At 63.7% G+C, this 22,917-nt stretch carries 21 protein-coding genes; 2 read left to right on the top strand and 19 right to left on the bottom strand.

Annotated features, from left to right (window positions below):
* Window positions 1-1,115: ABC transporter substrate-binding protein (locus ACOZK4_RS13105; RefSeq protein WP_421592255.1), on the bottom strand; the 1,115-nt coding region annotated here is incomplete at its 3' end.
* A 157-nt stretch (window positions 1,116-1,272) separates the two neighbouring features.
* On the opposite strand from ACOZK4_RS13105, the gene ACOZK4_RS13110 reads away from it, so the two are divergent.
* Window positions 1,273-2,061, top strand: a complete 789-nt coding sequence (locus ACOZK4_RS13110; protein WP_421592256.1) for an IclR family transcriptional regulator — start codon at window positions 1,273-1,275, stop codon at window positions 2,059-2,061.
* Window positions 2,062-2,073: 12 nt separating this feature from the next.
* Here ACOZK4_RS13110 and ACOZK4_RS13115 read toward each other — a convergent pair whose 3' ends face one another.
* The 9 genes from ACOZK4_RS13115 to ACOZK4_RS13155 all read right to left on the bottom strand — a co-directional run bounded on the left by ACOZK4_RS13115 (window position 2,074) and on the right by ACOZK4_RS13155 (window position 12,726).
* Window positions 2,074-3,210, bottom strand: a complete 1,137-nt coding sequence (locus ACOZK4_RS13115; protein ID WP_421592257.1) for an ABC transporter substrate-binding protein — start codon at window positions 3,208-3,210, stop codon at window positions 2,074-2,076.
* A complete protein-coding gene (locus ACOZK4_RS13120) occupies window positions 3,207-4,358 on the bottom strand; it encodes a CaiB/BaiF CoA transferase family protein (RefSeq protein WP_421592258.1) in 1,152 nt (383 codons plus the stop codon). The genes ACOZK4_RS13115 and ACOZK4_RS13120 overlap by 4 nt, the downstream gene beginning before the upstream one ends.
* Window positions 4,359-4,658: 300 nt before the next feature.
* Window positions 4,659-5,657 (bottom strand): ABC transporter ATP-binding protein, encoded by a 999-nt coding sequence (locus ACOZK4_RS13125; RefSeq protein WP_421592259.1) that lies wholly within the window; start codon window positions 5,655-5,657, stop codon window positions 4,659-4,661.
* A complete protein-coding gene (locus ACOZK4_RS13130) occupies window positions 5,654-6,613 on the bottom strand; it encodes an ABC transporter ATP-binding protein (RefSeq protein WP_421592260.1) in 960 nt (319 codons plus the stop codon). The genes ACOZK4_RS13125 and ACOZK4_RS13130 overlap by 4 nt, the downstream gene beginning before the upstream one ends.
* Window positions 6,610-7,581 (bottom strand): ABC transporter permease, encoded by a 972-nt coding sequence (locus ACOZK4_RS13135; protein WP_117370273.1) that lies wholly within the window; start codon window positions 7,579-7,581, stop codon window positions 6,610-6,612. The genes ACOZK4_RS13130 and ACOZK4_RS13135 overlap by 4 nt, the downstream gene beginning before the upstream one ends.
* Window positions 7,581-8,597 (bottom strand): ABC transporter permease, encoded by a 1,017-nt coding sequence (locus ACOZK4_RS13140; RefSeq protein WP_313523810.1) that lies wholly within the window; start codon window positions 8,595-8,597, stop codon window positions 7,581-7,583. Before ACOZK4_RS13140 ends, ACOZK4_RS13135 begins: the two co-directional genes overlap by 1 nt.
* Window positions 8,598-8,617: 20 nt before the next feature.
* A complete protein-coding gene (locus ACOZK4_RS13145; protein WP_421592261.1) occupies window positions 8,618-10,279 on the bottom strand; it encodes an ABC transporter substrate-binding protein in 1,662 nt (553 codons plus the stop codon).
* A 14-nt stretch (window positions 10,280-10,293) separates the two neighbouring features.
* Window positions 10,294-11,199 carry a proline iminopeptidase-family hydrolase gene (locus tag ACOZK4_RS13150; RefSeq protein ID WP_421592262.1) on the bottom strand — a complete coding sequence of 302 codons (906 nt, stop codon included), beginning with the start codon at window positions 11,197-11,199 and terminating at the stop codon, window positions 10,294-10,296.
* A 21-nt stretch (window positions 11,200-11,220) separates the two neighbouring features.
* Entirely contained in the window at window positions 11,221-12,726 is a 1,506-nt protein-coding gene (locus tag ACOZK4_RS13155; RefSeq protein WP_421592263.1) for a leucyl aminopeptidase, read from the bottom strand.
* A 268-nt stretch (window positions 12,727-12,994) separates the two neighbouring features.
* Between ACOZK4_RS13155 and ACOZK4_RS13160 the strand changes: the two genes are divergently transcribed.
* Entirely contained in the window at window positions 12,995-13,897 is a 903-nt protein-coding gene (locus ACOZK4_RS13160; RefSeq protein WP_421592264.1) for a LysR family transcriptional regulator, read from the top strand.
* Window positions 13,898-13,925: 28 nt separating this feature from the next.
* On the opposite strand, the gene ACOZK4_RS13165 is transcribed toward ACOZK4_RS13160, so the two are convergent.
* The 9 genes from ACOZK4_RS13165 to ACOZK4_RS13205 form a co-directional block, all read right to left on the bottom strand.
* Window positions 13,926-15,683, bottom strand: a complete 1,758-nt coding sequence (locus tag ACOZK4_RS13165; protein WP_421592265.1) for an ABC transporter ATP-binding protein — start codon at window positions 15,681-15,683, stop codon at window positions 13,926-13,928.
* A 308-nt stretch (window positions 15,684-15,991) separates the two neighbouring features.
* Window positions 15,992-16,153: a hypothetical protein gene (locus ACOZK4_RS13170; RefSeq protein WP_313523828.1), complete on the bottom strand. Its 162-nt coding sequence runs from the start codon at window positions 16,151-16,153 to the stop codon at window positions 15,992-15,994.
* A 263-nt stretch (window positions 16,154-16,416) separates the two neighbouring features.
* On the bottom strand, window positions 16,417-17,922 hold the full coding sequence (locus ACOZK4_RS13175; RefSeq protein ID WP_421592266.1) for an aldehyde dehydrogenase family protein: 1,506 nt from the start codon (window positions 17,920-17,922) through the stop codon (window positions 16,417-16,419).
* A gap of 163 nt (window positions 17,923-18,085) precedes the next feature.
* The gene (locus tag ACOZK4_RS13180; RefSeq protein WP_117370281.1) at window positions 18,086-18,433 is read right to left on the bottom strand and encodes a cupin domain-containing protein; all 348 of its coding nucleotides are present in this window, start codon (window positions 18,431-18,433) and stop codon (window positions 18,086-18,088) included.
* Window positions 18,434-18,460: 27 nt separating this feature from the next.
* Window positions 18,461-18,823, bottom strand: a complete 363-nt coding sequence (locus ACOZK4_RS13185; RefSeq protein WP_421592267.1) for a cupin domain-containing protein — start codon at window positions 18,821-18,823, stop codon at window positions 18,461-18,463.
* Window positions 18,816-20,108 (bottom strand): nucleotide disphospho-sugar-binding domain-containing protein, encoded by a 1,293-nt coding sequence (locus tag ACOZK4_RS13190; protein ID WP_421592268.1) that lies wholly within the window; start codon window positions 20,106-20,108, stop codon window positions 18,816-18,818. Before ACOZK4_RS13190 ends, ACOZK4_RS13185 begins: the two co-directional genes overlap by 8 nt.
* Window positions 20,109-20,125: 17 nt before the next feature.
* On the bottom strand, window positions 20,126-21,172 hold the full coding sequence (locus ACOZK4_RS13195) for an ABC transporter ATP-binding protein (RefSeq protein ID WP_421592269.1): 1,047 nt from the start codon (window positions 21,170-21,172) through the stop codon (window positions 20,126-20,128).
* Window positions 21,169-21,960: an ABC transporter permease gene (locus tag ACOZK4_RS13200; protein ID WP_421592270.1), complete on the bottom strand. Its 792-nt coding sequence runs from the start codon at window positions 21,958-21,960 to the stop codon at window positions 21,169-21,171. Before ACOZK4_RS13200 ends, ACOZK4_RS13195 begins: the two co-directional genes overlap by 4 nt.
* The gene (locus tag ACOZK4_RS13205; RefSeq protein ID WP_421592404.1) at window positions 21,957-22,757 is read right to left on the bottom strand and encodes an ABC transporter permease; all 801 of its coding nucleotides are present in this window, start codon (window positions 22,755-22,757) and stop codon (window positions 21,957-21,959) included. The genes ACOZK4_RS13200 and ACOZK4_RS13205 overlap by 4 nt, the downstream gene beginning before the upstream one ends.
* Window positions 22,758-22,917: the final 160 nt, after the last annotated feature.

A 22,917-nucleotide genomic window follows, 5' to 3' on the forward strand; every position in this document is an offset into this window, starting at 1 on the left:
TAGGGATCGCTTTCAGCCTGCTTGATGTTGTATTCCCAGACGGCCGTGCGCGTCGGCAGCGGGCCGGCGGCGGATTCCAGCTTCTGGCTGTCCTCGTTGGTGAGGAACCAGACGAGCGAGGCGGCCGCTTCCTTGTTGGCGCAGCTTTCCGTGACCGAGAAGCCGTGGTGGCCGGACCAGCCGGTGCGCTTGCCGGAAGAGCCAGCCGGCTGCACCTTCACGCCGACATTGCCGGCGACCTTGGACGACTTCGGATCGTTGAAGAAGCTTGCCCAGCCAGGCCAGTCGAGATTGACCGCGATGGTGCCGGAGGCAAAACCCTGACCGAGATCGTCCCAGAGATAGTTGGTCGTGCCGGCCGGAACGGCCTTGGCCTTGTAGAGGTTCACGAACCAGTCGAGCGCACGCACGCCGGCGTCCGAATTGAAAGCAGGCTTGCCGTCGGCGTCGAGATATTCGCCGCCTTCCGCAACCAGCATTTCATAGAAGCGGCCATTGATCGCCTCTTCCTTGCCGGCATATTGCGTGCCGTAGAAATCCGGCGGGCTGGAGAAGAAGATCGCCTGGTCGGTGACCTGCTGCCAGGTATCCGGCGGCGCGAGGTCGTAGCCGTACTTTTCCTTGAACGCCGCCTTCTTGGCGTCGTCCTGGTAGAGGCTCTTCTGGTAGTAGAGCGCGGACACGTCGAACTGCGCGCGCGGCAGCATGACCAGCTTGCCGCCGAGCGTCGAGGAGGCGATGTTGGCCGGCACGAAAGCGTCGATCTCCTCCTTCGGCAGAAGCGCGTTCAGGTCGGTGTAGATATCCGGATATTGCGGGGCGAATGACGAATGGTTCGAGCCGACGCACCAGGTGATGTTGCCGGTCGCGATGTCCGACTTGATCTCCTTGTCCAGCTCGAAATGGTTCTTCTTCGAGAGAACGTTCACCTTCGCGCCGGTCGCCTTCTCCCATTCGGCGATGCGCGCATAGAGCGCCTCATACTGCTGACCGCCGATGAGCTTCGCATCGACGGTGACACCTTCAAACTTACCCGGCAGATCGGCAGCAAGCGCGGCACCCGCCCAGGCGCAGATCACGGCACCGGCGGCAACGCCGGCTAGAAATCTCGTCATTCTCTCCTCCCATTGGCTTTTCGCCAGCCCTTACCAATAAGAGCTTCATTTATATACAAACCATTTATTCACCCGTCGTCAAGCGATAACTGAAAACGCCCGATTGTCATGACTGGTTTGTGCGTATATGAAATTGCTTATTCACAGGGGATGCCGCGTGTCAGAAGACGAAAATGATCGCTACAGGGCGCCGGCGCTCGACAAGGGCCTGGATATCCTCGAACTCCTCGCTGCCGTGGATGGCGGATTGACCCAGGCGGAAATCGCCAAGCGGCTTGATCGCAGCCCGAACGAATTCTACCGGATGCTCGATCGGCTGGTGAAACGCGGCTATGTCACACGCATCGACGGCGACCGTTTTTCGCTGACGCTGAAACTCTTCGGCCTCGCCCAACTCCATGCTCCGGTGCGGCGCCTCGTCTCCTTCGCGGTTCCCCTGATGCGCGAGCTTGCCGAGACCTCGCGGCAGGCCAACCAGCTCGTCGTGTTCGACCGCGGCAATCCCGTCGTCATCGCCCAGCAGGAGGCGCCCGGTTACTGGGGTATCTCCATCCGCGTCGGCTCGCGCATCAGCCTGTTCGAGACCGGCTCCGGCCATGCCCTGCTCGCCTTCCGCTCGCCGCAGGAGCGCATGCGCATGATCGCCGAAAATGTCGGCAGCGGGGGCGAGGACGGGCGTGCGACGCCGGAATTCCTGGCGCGCCTCGACCTCATCCGTTCGCGCGGCTACGAGATGATGCCGAGCGCCCAGACGGCTGGCGTCATCAACCTTTCGGCCCCCGTGCTCGGCGCCGACGGCACCGCGATTGCGGCCCTCACCGTGCCCTATATCACGCTGATCAATGCGCCGGCGGCGCCCGATATCTCGACGTCGATCCAACTCCTCATGGAGGCGACCAAGACGCTGTCGGACATGGCGGGCGCCGGCTTTTCGGCCGAGGATTGAGGCGCTGGAAGCCTACGGGAAACTCTTCACGAAGAGATCGTTCAGGTCGGCAATCGCCTTGGCCGCCGGCTCGTTGCTGGTCACAGCCTGATTGATGCGCTCTGACGCCGCGGCCTGGAACGGCATGTAGCCATCGTGGCGCGGCCGCAGCCAGCCGCCTTCCAGCGTCCTGCGCGTCTCCCGGTAGAAGCCGAGCGTGGCGGCATTCGCCCCGTCGTCCTCCCAGCCCGCGGCGTGGCCGCACTGGCCGCCCGAACGCCAGTAGCGGTCAGCCTGCACCGGCCCGCTTGCGATCCAATAGGCGAAGTCGATGGCCGCCGCGCGGTTTTCGGAGAAGGCCGAAACGGCAATGCCCGTGCCGCCGAGCGCCGAGCCTGACGGCCCTGCCCCTCCTGCCACGGGCATATCCGAAAAGGCGATGCGGTTCGCGCGAAACCCGTCCAGCGAATAGCTGACATAACCGTAGATCAGCGGCGAGACGGTGTAGGGCGAGCCTGCCTCGCCCATCCTGTCCAATGCCGCGATGGGGTCCATGCCGAGGCAGGCGGGATCGACCAGCGCCGCCAGTTCGCGAATCATCTCAAGCGCCTGCACGCCGATCTCCGCATCGGCGAAGGGTCGATCCTTCTCGACCGAACACGGACGGCCAAGATTGCCGCAGAGCGAGAACAGGCACATCAGCGAATGCGGTGGGCGTAGCGTCAGCAGCACTTCCCCGGCCTTCGCTAGATAGAGCACCGCCGCCCAGGTCCGCGGCGCCGCCGTCAGCCGATCCGGTCGATAGGCTAGCACCTGCGTGGCGGCGTCGATCGGAAAGGCCCATTGCGCGCCCTGCCAGTTGTAGCTTGGAAAAGACGCGCCGACGCTGCCGGCGGCAAGGGCTGCGAAATCCGCCTCCCGGCCCGGTAGGTCCAGCGCCGCAAGGCAATTCTCCGCCGTGATCTGGCCGACATGCGGATGATCGATCACGATGAGATCGTAGCGGCGGGCAAGCTCTTCGACCGAAAAACTCTCGAAATCCTGCAGCGAGCGCTTGTCCCATTCGATGCGCACGCCGGTCCGCTTCAGCCAATCCTCGGAACAGGCCACCATCGGATCGTAACCGCGCGGATGGCTCCATGTCATGCCTTTCAGGGTGATCGCGCTCATGCGAATTCCTCTCGAATGCGCGCCGTGTGTTCGCCGATGCGCGGCGCGGCCCGGCCGCCGGACGGCCGCGCGCCATCGACACGGATGGGGCAGCGCGTCGTGCCGATGGCGACATCGTCTTCCCGCGTCACCGTCTGCAGCATGTCGAGGATCTGGAAGCCTTCGCTCGTCAACAGATCCGGCCATTCCAGCACCTTCGAGCACCAGATATCGGCAGGCTCGAGAATGGAAAGCCAGTGATCGACCGTCTCGGTCGCGATGCGCGCCGCGATAATCTGCTTGACCGTATCGCGCTCCGTAAACCAGGCCTTGGCGTCGTCGCGATAGACCGCGAGCGCTTCGAGATCCAGCAGGTCCTGCAAGCGGCCGAGCGGCGTCATGGCGATCGCGAGATAACCGTCCTTGGCCGGATAGACCCCGTAAGGCGCGGACAGATAGGCATGCGCGCTGCGGAAGCCGGAGCGTTTCGGTTTGCGGCCACCGTCGTTCAGATGGGTGGTCAGCACCTCGAACTGGAAATCGACGAGGCTTTCCAGCAGGCTGGTCTGGATATGCGCGCCCCTGCCGGAAATGCCCCGGCGCACCAGCGCCGCGAGAATGCCCTGGCAGGTATTGGCGCCGGCCAGCATGTCGGCAACCGCCAGACCGAAGGGCACCGGCCCCTGCTGCTCGTCGCCGTTCAGCCACATCAGCCCGGAGCGGGCCTGCGCGAGAAGGTCCTGCCCCGGCCGCATGACCCAGGGGCCCTCCTCGCCATAGCCGCTGATCGACGCATAGACGATGGCCGGATTGATCGCCTTCACCGTCTCGTAGTCGAGGCCGAGCCGCTCGATGACGCCGGGCCGGAAATTCTGGATGACAACATCGGCCTCACCGATCAGCTTGCGCAGGAAAGCCAGATCCTCGGCATTCTTCAGATCAATTCCGAGGCTTTCCTTGCCGCGGTTGATGGCGTGGAACAGCGTCGAATCCCCACCCACCTCGGTATCGCTGAGATAGAGCCGCCGCGAAAGATCGCCGCCGTCGGGCCGCTCGATCTTGATGACGCGGGCGCCAAGATCGAGCAGCCGCAGCGAGCAATAGGGCCCTGACAGAAACTGGCTCATATCGATTACGGTCAGGCCGGCCAACAGTCCGTTGTCGTCCATTTTCTCCCCCCCGCGCCAAACCTGAAAGCTTCGCGCAATTTCTATGTGAATTCTTCGTTTATATATGAGGGCGCATGGAATGCTGTCAAGGCGATGGTTGTGAACCTGCAGAGAGCGCACGGCCCTATGCCCGTGCAAGCACGATGTCGTGGCGCGAAAAGCAGTCGGGAGCTTCAAAGGTGACAGGGAGAAAGATCGTACCGGGAAGAGAAAAATACTCCCGGATTGAGGAGTGCCCTCTACGAAAAAAGGGAGCAGTTCGCGTGCTCCCTTTTACGTCTTTGTCCCGAAAGCCGCCGTCTATAGCGTCGGGAAATGGCAGGCGACCTTCCGGCCCGCGCCGAAGGATTGCGGCTCGGGGCGCTCGGTGCGGCAGCGATCCTGGGCAATCGGACAGCGTGGGTGGAAGCGGCAGCCGGAGGGCGGGTTGAGCGGGCTCGGCACATCGCCGGTCAGCAGGATGCGCTTGCGCGATCCGCCCGGCGTCGTCTCCACCACCGGCACGGCCGAGATCAGCGCCTGGCTATAGGGATGGGCCGGCGCGGAGAACACCGCTTCCGCCGGACCTTCCTCGACCACCGAGCCCAGATACATCACCGCGATGCGCGTCGAGACCTGGCGCACGACCGACAGGTCATGGGCGATGAAGATATAGGTGAGGCCGAGCTTTTCCTGGAGATCGGCAAGCAGGTTGACGATCTGTGCCTGCACCGACACGTCGAGCGCCGAAACCGGCTCGTCCAGCACCACGAGGTCCGGATTGAGGGCGATGGCGCGGGCGATGCCGACGCGCTGGCGCTGGCCGCCGGAGAATTCATGCGGATAGCGTTTAACATGATCCGGCAGGAGGCCGACGATATCGAAGAGTTCCGCGACCCGCCGGTCGATCTCGGCGGACGAGAGCCTGGTGTGGATGCGCAGCGGCTCGGCGACGAGATCCCCGACGCGGCGGCGGGGATTGAGCGAGGCGGAGGGATCCTGGAACACCATCTGGAGACGGCGGCGGAGCGGGCGCATCTCCCGTAGCGATTTGCCGGTGATGTCGTCGCCCTCGAAGAACAGCTGGCCGCCGGTAATATCGTAGAGCCGGACAAGGCAGCGCGCGAGCGTCGATTTTCCGCAGCCGGATTCGCCGACGAGGCCGAGTGTTTCACCGCGCCGCACCGTCAGCGAAACATTATCGACGGCATGAACGGTCCGCCGGCCCTCCGCCGAGAAGCGCGTGCCGATCGAAAAGCGCTTCATCAACGCGCGGGTTTCGAGGATGGGGCCTTCTGTCGTCGTCATCATGTCGCTCATGCTTGCACCTCCCGAAGGCAGGCGGCGGCGTGGAGGCCATCCCCAAGGGCGGGTTTTTCGGCCGCGCAGTCGTCGAAACGCACGGGACAGCGCGGTCCGAAGGCGCAGCCCTGCGGCAGGCGCAGCAGCGAGGGCGGCGAGCCGGGAATGGCCGGCAGGCGGCGCGGTTTCTCGCCAGTCAACGGGGGGATCGAGCCGAGCAATGCGCGGGTATAGGGATGGCGCGGATCGGAAAACAACGCGGCCCGGCTGCCGCGCTCCACCACGCGCCCGGCATACATAACCATCACCCGGTCAGCGAGTTCGGACACCACGCCCATGTCATGCGTTATGAAGACGACCGCCGAATTATAGGTGGCGCGCAGCTTGCGCACGAGATCGAGAATGCCGGCCTGCACGGTGACGTCGAGCGCCGTCGTCGGCTCGTCGGCGACGAGCAGCGCCGGGTTGCAGGAGAGCGCCATGGCGATGACGGCGCGCTGGCGCATGCCGCCGGACAGCTGGTGCGGATAACGCGACATCGCCTCGCGCGGATTGGGAAAGTTCACTTCGGCGAGCAGTTCCTCCACCCGGTCCAGTGCCTTCGCCTTGCTGATGTTCCGGTGGGCGCGGATCTGTTCGGCGATCTGCCAGCCGATCGTATAGACCGGCGTCAGCGCCGTCATCGGGTCCTGGAAGATCATGGCGATCTCGTTGCCGCGCAGGCGGCGCAGCTCCTTCGCCGGCAGGCCGATCAGTTCGCGGCCCTTGTAGCGGATCGAGCCTTCGATCGTCGCGTTGGGATCGGTGATCAATCCCATGACCGCGAGCAGCGAGACGGTCTTGCCGGAGCCGGATTCGCCGACGACGCCGAGGATTTCGCCCTCTTCGAGATCGAAGGAGACGCCGTCGATGGCCCGCACGAGGCCGTCTTCGGTGCGGAACGAGACCTTGAGGTCACGCACGGAGAGCATCATGACGTCCTCACGCGGGGATCGAGAAGGATATAGACGAAATCGACCACCGCATTGGCGATGACCACGAACATCGAGGCATACATCACCGTCGCCATGATCATCGGCAGATCGAGGTTCTGCATCGCGTCATAGGTGAGCTTGCCGATGCCGTTGAGGCCGAACACCACCTCGGTCAGCAGGGCCGAACCGCCGACGAGTGCGCCGAAATCCAGGCCGAACAGGGTGACGAAGGCAATCAGCGAGGTGCGCAGCGCGTGGCGCAGCAGGATGCGCGTCTCCGAAAGACCCTTCGCCCGCGCGGTGCGGATGAAGTCCTCCTGCATGGATTCGATGATCGCGGCGCGCAGCACGCGGCCATAGATGCCGATATAGAGCACGGCGAGCGTGATCCACGGAATGACCAGCGTCAGGAACCAGCCCTTGGGATCGCTCATCAGCGGCTTGTAGCCGAGCGGCGGTACCCACGAGAACAGCCAGGTGTCGTGATAACGGCTCTGCGTGATGAGGTTCATCACCTCGCCCAGCCAATAGACGGGCATGGAGATGCCGATCAGGCCGAGCGCCATCAGGAGCTTGTCCAGCCAGCTGTCCCGCGTGGCCGCCGCCACGATGCCGATGATCACGGAGACCACCACCCATAGGATCGCCGCGCCGAACACCAGCGACAGTGTGACCGGGATCGCATCGAGCACGGCGGGCACGACCTTCCAGCCGCGATTGACGAAGGAGGTGAGATCGCCGGTGACGAAGATCTTCTGCATCATCAGGCCGTACTGCACATAGAGCGGCCGGTCGAAGCCGAAGGAGTGGCGCACAGCCTCCAGCACCTCGGGCGAGGCGTTGCGGCCGGCAATGCGCGCGGCGGGATCGGAACCGGGCGTGGCGAAGAAGATCAGGAAGACGATGACGGAAATGCCGAACATCACGAACAGCATCTGACCAAAGCGACGCAGGATGGCGTAGATCATCAGGTACGCCCCAGTTGAACCTTCGAGCGCGGGTCGAGCGCATCGCGCAGACCGTCGCCGAAGACGTTGAGCGCCATCACGGCCAGCGCAATGGCAATGCCGGGCGCCAGCGCCACGAGCGGACGGGTGTAGAGCAGCGCCTGTCCGTCCTGGATGATCGTGCCCCAGCTTGCGGCCGGCGGCTGAACGCCGATCGACAGGAAGGACAAGGCCGATTCCGTCAGCATGTTCAGCGCCATCATCAGCGGCACGAAGACGATGAGCGTCGTCGTGATGTTCGGCTGGATGTCGCGCCAGAGAATGCGCCAGCCGGGCACGCCGAGATTGATCGCGGCCAGCACGAATTCGCTGTTGCGCAGCGACAGCACCTGGCCGCGAATGGGCCGCGCCACATAGGGCACATAGACGATGCCGATGATGATCACCGGCAGCCAGAGACTGCCGGACTCGATGGTAACCGGCCCGATGGAAATGCCGGCGGTGATGGTGACGATGGATAGCGAGATCGCGAGGAGATAAATCGGGAAGGCCCAGAGGATATCGAGCAGGCGCGACAGGATCGTATCGGTGACACCGCCGAAATAGCCGGCGACGAGACCGGCCGTCGTGCCGACGATCAGCGTGAAGACCGTGGCGGCGGCGGCGATCATCAGCGAACTCAGCCCGCCATAGAGCAGGCGCGCCATGACGTCCCGGCCCTGGTTGTCCGCGCCGAGGAAATAATTGCCGAGCTCCCAGGTCGGGCCGATCGGCGTGTAGCCGAGGCCGAGACCTTCGGTGGAGGCCTCCATCACCGGCACTTCGACGCCATCGACATGGATGACGGCATCGAGCGTCGATGTGAACGGGTCCACGCCCGCCCAGCGCGCGTAAAGCGGCGCGCTGAGACAGGAAAGGACGATGACGACGACAATGGCCAGGGACGCCATGGCGGCCCTGTTGCGTCTCAATCGCGCAAAAGCGAGGGCCCAAGGCCCTCGCGTCCGGCGCTGCACGGCAACGGCTTCATTCGACACGCAAACCCCTCCGGCGGGTCTTACTGCACCCAGGACTGGGTGATCATCCAGTTGAACTGACGGTTGAACTGGAAATTGCCAAGGCGCTTGCTGACGAAGTCGAGGCGCTTGGGCGTGAAGAGGCCGACGGCCGGGGCCTGGTCGGTCACTTCACGGTCGATCTCCGCCCACATCGCATCCGCAGCAACCTGGTCGGTCACGCCGAGGTCGAGCGCCTTCTGCATCTTCTCATCGATCTTCGCATCGCAGAAACCGGCAATGTTGATCGAGGCGTCCGAACCTTCGCGGAACGAGGCGCAGCCGAACAGGATATGCAGGAAGTCGGAGGCTGCCGGATAATCCTTGTACCACTGCGTTACCGACATCTGCACCTTGTTGTTGGTGTTCTGGATATAGGTGAACTGGATATTGGCGGAAATCGGCTTGACGTCGGCGACATAGCCGATGCTCGTCAGCACGCTCTGCAGATAGACGCCGATCGAGCGGGAAACCGCGGTATCCTCGACGATGATCGTGACTTTCTGGCCCTTGGTGCCGGATTCCTCGACCAGCTGCTTGGCCTTGTCCAGATCAGGCGCCGACCACTTGGCGCCCGGATCCTTCGTATAGGGGCAATAGTCGACATGGCCGGGGAAGTCCGGCGGCAGGACCTGGCAGACCGGCGAAGCGAGAACCTTGCCGCCGAACAGCTTGACCAGCGTGTTGCGGTCGATGGCGAAGGCGACCGCCTGGCGGGCCTTGACGTTATCGAAGGGGGCGAGGCGCGTGTTGAGCGGCGCGTACCACCAGGCCGACAGCGGCGCGATGTGCAGCTGGTCCTTGTACTTGGTGCCGAGTTCGCCCAGGCGGTCGCTCGGCAAGGCGTCGAACATCCAGTCGGCTTCGCCGTTCTGGATCGCCGTCACGGCCGCTTCTTCCGAAAGGCCGAAATCGTACTGCACCACGTCGGGGTAGCCGTCCGGCTGGGCGTCAGCGCTCCACTCCTTGAAATGCGGATTGCGCGAGACGGTCATGCCCTTGTTGGGGTCGAAGGCCGAGATCATGTAGGGGCCGGTGCTCGGGATCGGCACGGAGCCGGCATCCTCGGCCGGCGTATCGGCAGGCAGCGTCACGGCATGGGGCAGCGCGAGCTTGTAGAGAAGTTCGGCATCCGGCTTGACGATGTTGATCGTCACCGTGCCGGCGGCTTCGTCACCCACGACGCCGCCTTCCAGCGTGCAACTCTTGGTGTCGGCAAGGCATTTGTCGGCACCGACAATGCCGGCATAGAAGGTGCCGGAAGTCGGGCCGGAGACCTTGAAGATGCGCTGGAACGAGGCGACCACGTCCTTCACGCCGACCTCCTGGCCGTTGGAGAACATGACGCCCTTGCGCAGCTTGAAGGTGAAGGTCTTGCCGTCATTGGTGACTTCGGGCAGCGCCTCGGCGAGATCGGGAACGATGGTGAAGCCGTCCATGCCCTCGGCCTTGCGGAAGGCGACGAGGCCGTCATAGATCGGCTGGTACATCTGCCAGCCCTGGTCGGTGTAGTTGATATGCGGATCGAGCGTGCCGGCCGCCGAGCGGGCGAGCAGGCGCATGGTGCCGCCGCGATGTTCCTTGAGATATTCGGCCTGCGCCGGGGCGAGCGACGCGCCGGCGAGGAGGGCGACGGCCGACGCCGTCAAAAGCAGTTTTTTCATATCTGTCCCCTTTTCTATCGATCGTTCTGATTAAGGAAGTCGCCGACGACCCGCATGCAGTCTTCCTGCTCCTCGACATGCGGCATGTGGCTGGACTGTTCGAATATCTCCCAGCGCGCGCCCTTGATGCCGTCCTTGAAGGGCTGCACCGTGGCGGGTGTGGCTTCGTCGTAGCGTCCGGAAATGATGAGCGTGGGCACGTCGATGGACGGCAGGCGGTCGATGACGCTCCAGGTCTTCAGCGTGCCGATGACGTGGAACTCGTTCGGTCCGTTCATCAGCGTATAGACGGTGGGATTGCGCGCCGCCTGCTCGAAGCTCGCCGTCACCTCCGGCGGGAACGGCACGATGCGACAGACATGCCGTTCGTAGAAGACCATGGTCGCCGCCTGATAGTCGGCGTGATCCGTCGTGCCAGCCGTCTCGTGCCGCGTCAGTGTGTCCTGTACATCCTGCGGCAGGTCAGCGCGCAGGCGGTTCGCCTCCTCGACCCAGAGCTTCATGGAAGCGGGCGAATTGGCGATGGTCAGCGACGCGAGGCCATCGGGCTGCAGGACGGCATATTCGGAACCCAGCATGCCGCCCCAGCTCTGGCCGAGCACATGGAAGCCGCTACGGATACCGAGATGGTCGACGAGGTTTTCCAGCTCGTCGATGAAGAGCTGCGGCGTCCAGAAATCGGCACCCTTTTCCGGCAGCAGGGTGGAGTTGCCGCAGCCGAGCTGATCGTAATGGATGACGGCGCGGCCATCGCGGGCGAGCAGCTTGTAGGCATCGACATAGTTATGGGCGACGCCCGGACCGCCATGCAGGATGACCAGAGGCAGCTTGCCGCTGCCGAGATCGCCGGTCACCCGATACCAGGTTTCATAACCCCGGAAGGGCGCGCGTCCCTCGATGCTGTTGATATGAGCCGCCATGTTTCCTCCTCCCATGGCCGCCTAGGCGCCCAGCCTGTTCGTCTGCACCCATTCCTCCAGCATCTGCACGCCGAAGGCGCTGGCGCCTTCCCGGCCGAACGGACGATCCTCCGGGAAAAGTTCTTTGCCAGCAATATCGAGATGCACCCAGGGGCGGCCTTCCGTGAAATGGCGCAGGAAGGCCGCCGCATAGGGCGCGTCACCGTCCTCCATGTCCTTGGCATGGTGGCGCAGGTCGGCGAGCGGCGATTTCAAGCCCTCGTCATAGGCCGGGTCAAGCGGCAGGCGCCAGAAGCGCTCGCCGACGACCTCGCCGGCCGCAATCATCTGGGCGGCAATCGCATCATCGGTGCTGAACAGACCGGCGAAGATCGAGCCGAGACCGCGCATGACGGAATAGGTGAGCGTTGCGAGATCGACGATAGCAGACGGCTCGAAGCGCATGGCGGTATAGTAGAGGCAATCCGCGAGGATCAGCCGTCCCTCCGCATCGGTATCGAACACCTCGACCGTCTGGCCCGAGCCTGTGGTGATGATCTCGCGCGGCTTCAGCGCCGTGCCGGAAGGCAGGTTCTCGGCGATGCCGAGAACGCCGACGACATGAACCGGGCTTTTCTGCCGCGCCAGCGACAGGAGGAGGCCGACGACGGCGGCGGCACCGCCCATATCGGCCTTCATGTCGAACATCTGCGCGCCGCCTTTGATGCAGAGGCCGCCGGAATCGAAGCAGACCCCCTTGCCGACGAAGGCGAGCGGCTGCTCGCCGGATCCCTCGCCGCGATAACGCAAAACCGCGATCTTCGGCGCCCGCACCGAGCCGGAACCGACCGCCAGGATCGCGTTCATGCCGAGATCCTTGAGCCGGTCGGCGTCCAGAACTTCGACCTCGATGCCGGCTGCGCGCAGCGGCTCGAGATGCTCGGCGAAACTGTCGGGGTGGAGATGGTTCGGCGGCAGGTTGACGAGGGTGCGGGCATATTCGACGCCTTCGCCCACGGCATTGGCCCGCACCAGCGCGGCATCGAGCGCGGTCTTGTCCGCGCCGACCAGCTGGATTTTCCAGGCCTTGTCGTCGGCCGCGATCCGCCGCTTGTTGCGCAGGTCGAAGCGATAGCGCCTGAGCCGCAGGCCGAGCGCGACACGGGCGAGGATTTCGGCCTCCGAAAGGGCCGCACCCGCGATGGGATCGAGGACCAGCGTCGCCGCAGCCTCGCCCTTGTCTTCCAGATGCGCGGCAAGGCTGCCGCCGGCCTTTGCCAGCGAGAGCGCGCTGACGGCCTCGGCCTTGCCGAGCGAAAGCACGATAATGCGGTGAGCCGCGACACCCTGCGGCGGAACGAGGTCGATGCAAGTGCCGGCATCGGCAGCGGCGGAACAGGCGCGTGAGACGATCCCGCCGGCCGCGGCATCGAGCTCTGCGGCGCGCGGGCCAAGGCCCTTTCCGTCGGCTTTCAGGATCACGATGACGGGCGCATCCTTGGCGATGGCGTCAGCCGCTTCGAAGACCGGGACGGGCGATTGGGGCATGAAGACTACTTCCTGTTACAGCAACGCAAGGCTGGCTGCACGGACATGTCCCACCGCGCGGGCGATATATCTCGCCAGTCCGCAAACGATAGCCGTGCCGGAAACCAGCCATCACCGATGGCGAATGGGTGCCAGAGCAAATAAACGTTTTCTCATGGCGACTTAGAGGCTCGTTTCAAATCGGTAGCGCCGAAGGGGGCGGGCGTTCAAGCGTCAATTTCGACCATATCGATTGACAAAAACTCAGGTGATAATCCATGGTCCCGCCATGGCCCTACCTTCACTCAACGGCATGCGCGCTTTCGAGGCCGCCGCACGCCTCGGCAGCATCAAGGACGCGGCGGAAGAGCTGCATCTGACGCCCTCGGCAGTCAGCCGGCACATCCGCACTCTGGAAAAGACGCTGGGACAGGAACTGTTCGAGCGCGGCTTCCGCCAGGTGACGCCGACGATGCGCGGCTCCTACTATGCCCGCACGCTTTCGGAGGCCTTCGAGACGATCTGGCGCGCGACGGAGGATGTGAGCCTTCAGGACGGGCCGCGCAGCCACAAGGCGCAGCGCGTCAAGCTGATGTGCGAGCCGACCTTCCTCAATCTGTGGCTGGCGGATCGCCTGCCGAACTTCCGCCGCCTGCATCCGAGCGTCGATCTGGAAATCTCCACCTCGGGCAAGCGGACCAATGTCGACCTCGCCATCATCGACGAGTTCGTCTACAAGGCCGGCCCGGCCCTGACGCTGATGATCCCGCTGCTGCTGACTCCGGTCTGCGCGCCTTCTCTGCTGGAAGGGCCGGCACCACTGCGTTCGCCGGCCGATCTCGTGCACCACCATATCATCCACGAATGCGAGACGACGCGCTGGAAACAATGGCTGGAGCAGGAAGGCGTTTCCGACGCCGGCATTCCGGCGAGCTCCACCCTGCACGACTGCACGCTCATCATGCGCGAGGCGATGAATGGTGCCGGCGTGGCGCTGGCCGATACGATCATGGCGGAAGACCTGTTGCGGCAGGGCAAGCTGGTCGCCCCCTTTGCCGCCCGCCATGCCTATCCGGCCGGCTACTATCTCCAGCAGCGCCGCAGCGTCGGCAACAAGGCCGGCGCCAGCGTCTTCCAGGACTGGCTGCTTGCCGAGGTCGCCGAACACAAGCGGGCGATGGACATCGAATAGCAGTGGGCGGGGCCGCGAAAGCCCGCGCCTATCCCTTGAGCTGGAACGGATGCACCGATCCGCCTTCGCTCTGGGCCGCCTGGAGATTGCGGTAGCGGCCGTTCTTCTTCGCGATAAGATCGGCATGGTTGCCGCTCTCGACGATGCGGCCATCATCGACGACGAGGATACGGTCGGCATTGGCGATGGTCGCCAGACGGTGAGCGATGACCAGCGTCGTGCGTCCGGCCGAAAGCTCGGCGAGCGACTGCTGGATCGCCCGCTCCGTCTCCGTGTCGAGCGCCGACGTCGCCTCATCGAGAATGAGGATCGGCGGGTTCTTCAGGAAGATGCGCGCGATGGCAAGCCGCTGCTTCTGGCCACCCGAGAGTTTCACGCCGCGCTCGCCGATGACGGTGTCGAGCCCGTCGGCAAGATTGGCGATCACGTCGTCGAGGCGCGCGCGTCGGGCCGCATCCAGGATTTCCGCTTCCGTCGCATCGAGCCGGCCATAGGCGATGTTTTCGCGCACGGAGCCGGCAAAGAGGAAGACGTCCTGCTGCACGATGCCGATATTGGAGCGCAGCGACCTGAGCGTCATGTCCCTGATATCGATGCCGTCGATGGCGATCGTGCCCGCCGTGATCTCGTAGAAGCGCGGCAGAAGCGAGCAGATCGTCGTCTTGCCGGCACCGGAGGGGCCGACGAAAGCGATGGTCTCACCCGCCTTGATCGACAAGCTCAGCCCGTCGAACACCGCCTTGTCGGCGCTGTAGCCGAAGCCGACGTCACGATATTCGATATCACCATTGAGGCGGCTCACCTCTTTCGCATCCGCGCGGTCGCGGATATCGGGCTCTGTGTCGAGGAACTTCGTGTAGCGCGTAAAGCCGGCAATGCCCTTCGGATAGGTCTCGATGATCGAGTTGATCTTGTCGATCGGCCGGAAGAACACGTTGATCAGCAGCAGAAAGCCGACGAAGCCGCCGGCCGAAAGCTCGCCATGCACCACGAACCACGCGCCCGCCAGCATCACCACGACCTGCACGAAGCGCATAGAGAGGTAGGAGAGCGAGGCAGATGCCGCCATCACCTTGTAGGCCTGCATCTTGGTCGTGAGATAATTGTTGTTGCTCTCGGCAAACAGTTTTCGCTCGTGATCCTCGTTGGCGAAGGCCTGCACCACGCGGATGCCGCCGACATTCTCCTCGATACGGGCGTTGAAGTCCGCCACGCGGCCATAGAGCGCGTGCCAGGTCGTCGTCATGCGCGCGCCGTAATGCGTGGTGACCCAGGCCGTCAGCGGCACGATGACGGCGGTGATCAGCGCCAGCGGCACATGCACCCAGAGCATCAGGATGAAGGCGCCGACCAGCGTCATGATGGCGATGAAGAGGTCTTCCGGTCCGTGATGGGCGACCTCGCCGATCTCCTCGAGATCCTTGGTCAGCCGCGCCACGAGATGGCCGGTCTTCTGGTTGTCGAAATAGCCGAAGGAAAGCTTTTGCAGATGATCGAAGGCCTTGCGGCGCATCTCGGCCTCGATGCGCACGCCGAGCATGTGGCCCCAATAGGTAACGATGACCTGCAGGCCTGCATTGAAGAGATAGATGAGAAAAAGGCCGACAGCGGCAAGCGCGATCATCTCGAGCTGGCCGGTGGGCAGAAGGCGGTCGATGAACAGCGTCACGGCAACCGGGAAGGCAAGCTCCAGCAGGCCGGCCGCGACGGCGGACGTGAAATCGAGCGCGAATAGGCCACGGTGCGGGCGATAATAGGCGGCAAAACGCTTCAAAAGGTCGGACATCAATCAGGCTTTCAGTATCGGCACTGCGACTATGACGATCAACTACCCCGTCTCTTCCACATCCGCGACAAAATTTTGTCAGGTGGACCGGGTTTTTGCGCGCGGCTTGCCTCGTTTCGGGCATTCGCGCTCTGGCCAAAGCAGAAATAACGAGCGTGCGATGCGCATGCGCGGGGCGGACAATGGAAAACCGTGTCCGGGTCTCGGCCAACAAATGTCGTGAAAGAATGAAAACGGCTACAAGCGCTACAAGCGCCACAACCGCCCTGGCTGGCGCTATTGCCACCTAGTCCGAATGGCGGCCGATATCAGCCGACGAAGCCGAAAATGACAGCGCTGACGAAGAGGAAAGCGCCGACGACGGCGATGTTGCTGATGAGGATCTGCCGCTCGGCACGGCGTGCACGACGATCGTTGATGGCGCCAAGCGCGCCATAGGTGGAACGGCCGTCGAGTTTCGCATTGCTCATTCGCCATCATCCCTTCTTGGAGGCCCGTTTTCGAGCCTTCCGGAGGCGTGCAGTCATGCCCGCCCTTTTCTCTGGAAGGGAGTTATATAGGATCCCTATAAGTTTGGTAGGGTATTTATTCTCAATTTCGCCATACTCGTAAATTCGCGTTTCATACTTCTGTCATGCGGCAGACTTCGCGATACGAAATTTTCCCTTTCCACGGTTGAAGGGCTGGATTGCCGCCTCCAAACAGCTTTCCGTAGAAAATAGCGGCTCGTCCTTCAAACGTGCTTGCGCCCGCCCTCCTCGTAAAACCAGTCGTCCGGATAGGGATACCACCAGCCCTGGATCACCGGCTTGTGGTCGATGATGACCATTTTCGAGCGGCGGAAGGCATCGAGGCCGAGTTTCGACAGCTCGCGGCCAAGACCGGATTTCTTCCAGCCGCCGAATGGCAGCGCATCGTTGTCGATGAGCGGATTGTTGACCCAGACCATGCCGGCCTCCAGCCGGTCCGCCGCCTCCATCGCCTCTTCGAGCGAGGTGGTGAAGACGGAAGCGCCGAGGCCGAATTCGCTGTCATTGGCCCGTTCGATCGCTTCGTCGAAATCCTTCACCCGCATGACGGCGGCGACCGGGCCGAAACACTCCTCACGCAGGATCGCCATGTCGGGCGTGCAGTTTGTGAGAATGGTCGGCTCGTAGAACCAGCCCGTCGGCTCGCTGTCCGGGATCTTTCCGCCGAGCACCACCGTCGCGCCCTTGGCCTTGGCGTCCTCCACCAGCCGGATGACTTTGTCCCGCGCCGCCTCGCTGACGAGCGGGCCGATCTCGGCCCGGCTGAGGCCGTTGCCGATGCGCAGACGCCGCGTCTCGGCGGCGAACTTTTCGATGAAAGCGTCATGCACGGCATCGACGACGAAGAACCGCTCCGCCGAGGTGCAGACCTGGCCGGACATATGGAATGCGGCCGTGACGGCGCCGGCGGCGGCGACATCGAGCGGTGCATTTGCGGTTATGATCATCGGATCCGAGCCACCCGCCTCGATGACGGCGGGCTTCATCTGCGCTGCGGCGGCCATCGCCACAGCCTTGCCTGCCGCAACGGAGCCGGTGAACGCCACCGCATGGGTTTTAGCAGAGGCGATCAAGGCGCTGCCGAGCTCGATGCCACCCGGCAGGCAGGCAATGAGGCCTTCGGGCAGCGCTTCGAAAACCGGCATGAAGGCCAGGGTCGAGAGCGTCGTCGCCGGCGCAGGCTTGATGATGCAGGCATTGCCGGATGCGAGCGACGCCGCGACCGTCCAGCACATCAGCAGGATCGGGAAATTGAACGGCATGATGTGCACGCTCGTGCCAAGCGCTTCGTAGCGAGCGTGCTGGAAGGAGCCGGCCTGCGTGGTGCCCGCCACCTTGCCGCCCTCATCGCGGGCCATTTCCGCAAAATAGCGGAAGGCGCCGGCGCAGTTCGCCACCTCGCCGATCGCCTCCGGATAGGGTTTGCCCATCTCGCGCGACATCAGTTCCGCGCAGCGCCGCATGTCGGTCGCCTCGATGCGGTTGGCGATGCGGTGCAGGATCGTCGCCCGCGTCTTGGCGTCGAGCCGTTTCCAGTCGCGCTGCGCCGCGGCAGCGGCATCGAGCACGGCCTCCATGTTCTCCAGCGTCGTATCGGCGATGGTGCCGACGGTGACGAGCGTCGCGGGGTCGATCACCTGATGGCGCGCGCCCTGGCTGGGGAGATAGGCCGGATGCCGGTAGAACACGGGTTCGGCGGGGTTGAACATGGCGATATTTCCTTGACGTTCTGCGGATCGGAACGGCGCTTGCCCCTCACCCCGCCCTCTCCCCGCAAGCGGGGCGAGGGAGATGAGAGGGCACGGCAAGTCCCTTCTCCCCGCCTGCGGGGAGAAGGTGCCGGCAGGCGGATGAGGGGCAGGGCTCCGTGCCTCAGCGGATCATGTAGACTTTCTTCACCGTCTCATGGACGGTGCATTCACCCTTCCAGTCCTTCGGGAAGAACGCGGCGGTGTCGGGGGTGATCTCGATCACCTCGCCGCTTTCGTGCACATAGGTACAGCGCCCTTCGAGGAAGTGGCAGAACTCGTCGCTGGTGACGTGGCAGAACCATTTGCCGGGGGTGCAGATCCACAGGCCGCATTCGGACTGGCCGTTCGGACCCTTGTGGATGACCTTGCCGGAGGTGCGGCTTTCGCCCTCGATCATGGTGGGGATGATACCCCAGTCCTTGAGGTCGGTTTCTTCCAGCGGCTTGCGCATCAGGGGTGTCGCGGTCATGATCTTTCCTTTCAATGTCTCTTTGCGTCAGGCCAGCATGTAGATGTTGCGCATGGTCTCGATGACGGTACATTCGCCGGTCCAGCCGCCGGGGAACATGACGACGGTGCCGGCTTCGACCTCGATCACCTCGCCTTCGTCCGAGCGATAGACTGCCCGTCCCGCCACGAAATGGCAGAATTCGTCGCGCGGGATCGACAGCCGCCAGCGGCCCGGCGTGCAGACCCAGATACCGGATTCCGGCTGGTTGTTCGGCCCCTTGAAGACGAGCCGGCCGGAGGAATGCGATTGCCCCTCCTGGCTGTCCGGCTGGTCGCCCCAATCGACGAGGTCGGAAAAGGTGGTCGCATTGTAGATATGCGGCGCCGAAGAATTTGTCGTCTCAACCATTGTAGGCACCCGTCTTCACGAGTTCGTCGAGAATGCCGGCGGCCTTCTTCGGACCGTTGCGGGCCTGCATATGGGCGCTGGTGGCGGCAAGGCGCGTCTTCATGGTCGGGCTGTTGACGCAGGCCTCCAGCTTTGCGGCGAGGTCGGCATCCGTCCAGTCGTAGCGCGGCATCTTGAAGCCGTGGCCGGTCTCGTCGACGCGGGTTGCGTTGTCGTGACCGTCCCAAACATAGGGCATGATGATGGCCGGCTTGCCGAAATAGAGGCACTCCGTGAACGAGTTGTTGCCGCCGTGATGGATCGCCGCATCGACCTGCGGGATCACCGAGGGCTGCGGGAACCAGCTGTCGACGATGACGTTGCCCGGCAGGTTCTCGTACTGGTCTTTGTAATCGCCGACATTGACCAGCGCCCGGTAGGGCAGCTTGCCGATGGTCGTGATCAGACGCTTGAGAAGATCCGTATCCCCGGCCCCCAGCGAGCCGAAGGAGATGTAGATCAGCGGCTTGTCGTTGTTTTCCGCAAAGGCCGGCACCTCATAGGGCTTTTCCTTGCGCACGCAGCCTTCGAGATACTGGAACCGGTTCGCATCGAGCGGATGCTCGCGATCGAATTTCACCGCCTCCGGATAGAGCAGCAGATTCATGAAGGGCGAGGCCTCGAAGAACTGGCCGATCGGATAGGCCGCCTCGTTGTTCGCACCGAGGAAGGCGTTGAAATCGTCGTGGATCGGCTTGATCACGGCGTTGAAGTGATCGCGATAGGCGGCATGGCCCGCAAAATCCTTCTCGCCGCAACCGGAGAGATGCGGCGGGATCTTCGGATCCTCGATCTCGTTTTCCGAGCAGGAAATGATGCGCACCCAGGGCGTGCCGTATTGCTTGATCGCCGGGAAGAGGATGACGTTGTCGACGCAGATCAGGTCCGGCTTGATCCTGGCCAGCACGGCCGGCAGGTCCTTCTGCGCCCATTTGGCGCTATCGACGATCGCCGTCCAGCAATCCTTCACATAGTTGTCGACCTGGTCGTAGGGCGATTTGCGGAAGTTCGGGATGTGGCCGTTGATGAAATCCTCCCAAAATTTCGCCATCTGTTCCGGCGGCATCGGCTCGGAAAGGTTCACCGCATGGGCCTCGAAGCCGTAGCCCTCATAGACCGAGACGAAACCGGGATCGGAGAGGAAGACGGCCCTGTGGCCGAGTGCTTCGACGGCCTGGGCGATGCCGACGGAATTCAGCGCCGGGCCGAAGGCCGCTTCCGGGAAGAATGCGATGGTCTTGGACATGGTGTTCCCCTCTTTATTCATTGGAAGAGCCGGCATTTCACCGGATCGATCTTGAGGCTCAGCGCATCGCCGATCTTCCAGTTGCCGGCCCCGCTGGCGGGAATGCGGACCTGAAGCGGCGTGGCCGTCGCGGCCGTTTTGGCATGCAGCACCCGGTCGAGGCCGTGATAGGCGATATCGACGATGGTGCCGGATACCGGCAGGTCGCCGGGCGGGCCGATGGTGATGTTTTCCGGGCGCACCGCGAGCGTTGCGGGGCCGGCATTGCCCGCAGCCTTCACCTCAAGGCCTTCCGAGCGGAAAAAGCCGTTCGCACTGACCGTGCCCTCGATGAAGTTCATCACGCCGATGAAATTGGCGACGAAGCGGTCGGCCGGGCGCTCATAGACTTCCTCCGGCGCGCCGACCTGCAACAGGCGGCCGTCCCTGAGGATCGCCATGCGGTCGGCCATGACCAGCGCCTCCTCCTGATCATGCGTGACGATGATGAAGGTGATGCCGGCCTCGTGCTGCATGCGCTTCAGTTCAAGCTGCATCTTTTCCCGCAGCTTCTTGTCGAGCGCGCCCAGCGGCTCGTCGAGCAGCAGCACCTTCGGCCGCTTCACCAGCGCGCGGGCGAGCGCCACGCGCTGCTTCTGGCCGCCGGAGAGCTGTTCGGGCTTGCGGTCGGCGAATGCGGTGAGGTCCGTCGTCGCCAGGGTCTCATCGACCCGGCGGCGGATCTCGGCCTTGTCGAGCCGCTCCATTTCGAGGCCGTAGGAGAGGTTCTGGCGGACCGTCATATGGGGAAACAGCGCGTAGGACTGGAACATCAGGTTGAGCGGCCGCTTTTCCGGCGGCAGCGGGGAAATGTCCTTGCCTTCCAGCAGAATACGCCCCGTATTCAGGCTTTCGAAACCGGCGAGCATGCGCAGAAGCGTGGTCTTGCCACAGCCGGAGGGGCCGAGCAGCGCGAAGAACTCGTTCTCGCGGATATCGAGCGTCACATTGTCGACCGCCGTCACCGGCCCGAACGCCTTGCCGACGCCCTCGATGCGCAGGATCGGATTGCTGGATGCGTTCATGGGACCTGCTGTTCTCTGTTGAGCCATTGCGAGATCAAAAGCGCCGTCGCGCTGACACCCATGACGATGGTGGCGAGCGCATTGACCTCGGGCGTGATGCCGAAGCGGATCATCGAATAGATCTGCATGGGAAGGGTAATGGACGAGCGCCCGGCGCCCGCCGTGAAGAAGGCGATGATGAACTCGTCGACCGAGAGCGTGAAGGCGAGCAGCGCGCCCGCAACGATCGACGGCAGCAGCACCGGGAAGGTGACGCGCCAGAAGGTCGTCCAGCCCGACGCACCGAGATCGCGCGAGGCTTCGACAATGGAAAAATCGAAATGCTTGAGCCGCGCCCTGACGACCGAGCAGACGAAGGCAAGGTCGAAGATGACATGGCTGATGATGATGGTGTGCAGCCCCATCGCGAGCCCGAGGCGCGAGAAGAAGGTGAGCAGCGCCACGGCCAGCACGATGTCGGGAATGACCATCGGTGCGAAGGCGAGCGCTTCCAACCCGTTGCTCTTGCGGCGCCGCGTCTCCATGCCGAGCGCCATGAGCGTGCCGAGCACGGTGGAGATGACGGTGGCGAAGATCGCGACGATGAGCGTGTTGCCGGCGGCGCGCAGGATGTCCGTGTTGGCCAGCAGCGCGCCATACCAGCGGATGGAGAAGCCGGACCAGGAGGTCGGCAAGCCGCTGTCGTTGAAGGAAAGCAGCACGAGCACGGCGATCGGCAGGTAGAGAAAGCCGAAGACCAGCAGCAGCACGATGCGGCCCGGCAATTTGCCGGAAAACGAGGCGTTCATTGCGCCGCCTCCGCCTTGCGCTCGCCGCTGGCATGCGCCGTGGCGCGGGCCTGCAGGAGAAGCAGCACGATCATGGTGAGGATCAGCGCCGCGCCGAGTGCCGCGCCGAATGGCCAGTCGTTCGCGGTCAGGAACTGGTCATAGACGAGGTTGCCGACCATCTGGAACCGCCCGCCGCCGAGCAGCGCCGGCGTCACGAAATTGCCGATGGAGAGCACGAAGACGAAGACCCCGCCGGCCGCAACGCCCGGCAGGGTGAGCGGCAGCGTGACCCGCAGGAAGGTGCGCACCGGCCCGGCGCCGAGATCGCGCGAGGCTTCCATCAGCTCGGGGTTCAACCGCGACAGCGTGGAATAGATCGCGAGGATGACGAAGGGCAGGTAGTTATAAACGAGGCCGGTGATGACGGCGCTCTCGGTATAGAGCATCGACAGCGGCTCGCCGGTGTAACCCAGCCAGCGCAGCAGGTTGTTGATCAGGCCCTCGCGGTTCAAGAGCACGATCCAGGCATAGGTGCGGATCAGGTAATTGCTCCAGAAGGGCAGCACCGCAAAGAACAGCAGAATCGGCTGCGACATTTTTGGCGCACGGGAAATCGCGTAAGCCGCCGGATAGGCGATGAGGATGGCGACGACCGTCGCCGTCAGCGCGATGCGCGCGGAATTGAGAAAGATCTTCGCATAGAGCGGGTCGAGGACGCGGGCGAAATTCTCCAGCGTGAAGGTATATTCCACCCCGCCCCAAACGCCGCGCTGGAAGAAGGCATAGCTCAGCACCAGCACGCATGGCACCACCATGAAGGCGACGAGCCAGGCGACGCCGGGCGCGGCGAGCAGGTTCGGTCTGGTGGCATTGAATGACAAGGCTTCGCTCCCGCAATGCCGTCACGGCATCGCGCATGAATGGGTGTCAGGAAGAAAATCGCCCGTGGCGGCGGGGGGGGGGGGGGGGGGGGGG

Source organism: Shinella sp. M27 (genome assembly GCF_049199905.1).
Lineage (GTDB): Bacteria > Pseudomonadota > Alphaproteobacteria > Rhizobiales > Rhizobiaceae > Shinella.